1 protein-coding gene and 1 pseudogene are annotated in these 1,538 nt (G+C 32.8%); both read right to left on the minus strand.

What is annotated here, in order from left to right:
- On the minus strand, positions 1-778 hold a 778-nt coding region (locus CWS01_RS22175), incomplete at its 3' end, for a BglG family transcription antiterminator (protein WP_157827730.1).
- Between the two features lie 251 nt (positions 779-1,029).
- Positions 1,030-1,538: pseudogene (locus tag CWS01_RS22180) on the minus strand (PTS mannitol transporter subunit IICB); the annotation flags it as partial.

The raw sequence follows: 1,538 nt of genomic DNA on the forward strand, positions 1-1,538 counted from the left end.
CCTGTAAATACTCTTTTTGAAGAGCAATATTCTCTCCTCTTTGAATTCTTTCCATGGCCAACGCAAGATGAACAACTAATCCAACGTAAGAACTATCTGCTAACGGATATGGCAATTCTTCATTAATATCTCCTATAATGCTTTCGATTAATATTAATTTATCTTTTTGCACTAATCCTAACAATCGTTCAGATATAGAGTCCACTTTATTGCTCGATTTTTTTTGAATATTTTCCTTAACCATTTTAAGAAATTCCGGAACATCAAATCGATCGGAAATTAAGCTGCTAATCGCCCTTCTCTTTCCTTCCTCGGTTCCTTCTAATTCAATGCCATATCCCCTTTTCCGTATAAGTTTTAATCCAAACTCCTCCAGAAAAGGCTCTAACTTATCTAGATCATTACTGACTGTAGCAGTTGTCACCCCTAAATCACTTGCTAATGAGAAAAGTTTGATAGGATCCTTATTATCAAGTAATGCACAAAGTGCAACCATCATTCGTTCATCAGGGGTGTACTCCGTAAAATCTTGTTTCAAAATAGTGACACGCAGTTGATATACATCACTTTGTGTCCCAGTTAACTTTACTCCTACTCCAGCCTTTTTTTGTAATTTGAGATGAAACGTCTTTAAGACATCTTCAATGTTTTTCAAGTCCCGATGAACGGTTCTTTCACTAACATTCACAATGTCAGCCAATTGTTTTATTGTGGTTTCTATATTTATATTTTCAAGCAAAAACTGCAAAATCAGTCTCTCTCTAGCTGAAACCAGCATGTCTGATCACCCTATTGCCTTGACATAATTTAATTATAAATATGTATGTTAGCACTATCAATCAGTACTAAACATAGTTTTTTCAAATCTAATGTTGCCAAAAGTTATCTTCTTTTTTATTTCTTTTAAGTAAAAGTTCTTTCAAATCTTTTTCTATATTGTCCTATTTTTTAAATTATTACTATAAACATTTATCAATAATAGATAATAAAAAATCCAGAGAAAAACTCATCTCTGGATTTTTTATTATCTTATTTTAACTTATTTATAATTTCATCATATTTAGGGCTGTTCAAGAAGTTTTCAACAGATATATGTTGCGCATTCGGCAATTTTTCAATAGCACGGTCTGTTAAATCTTTATGTGTAATAACAAGATCAGCATCATTTGGAAGGTTTGCAATAGAAGTATTGGTAACATCTATTCCTTCAACTTCTGCTTTTTTTACTTTATTACGCATAATAGATGCGCCCATCGCACTAGAACCCATACCAGCATCACATGCGAAAATTATCTTTTTCACTTTTTTATAATCGAATTCTTCGTTATTTTCTACTGCTTTTTCTGTTAAAGAACCAGCTACGGAGCTTTTTTTGCCTTTTAATGCTTCCATTTTTTCTGTAGCTGCAGTGATATCTTCTTCTTCACCTTTGCTTGTTTTCAAAATAAATGCTGCGATTAAGAAAGATACAATAGTTGCTACAAATACACCAGCTAACACACCTAAATGCTCACCCTTTGGAGCCATTGCCATAAGAG

Source organism: Niallia nealsonii (assembly GCF_002835805.1).
Taxonomy (GTDB): domain Bacteria; phylum Bacillota; class Bacilli; order Bacillales; family Cytobacillaceae; genus Niallia; species Niallia nealsonii.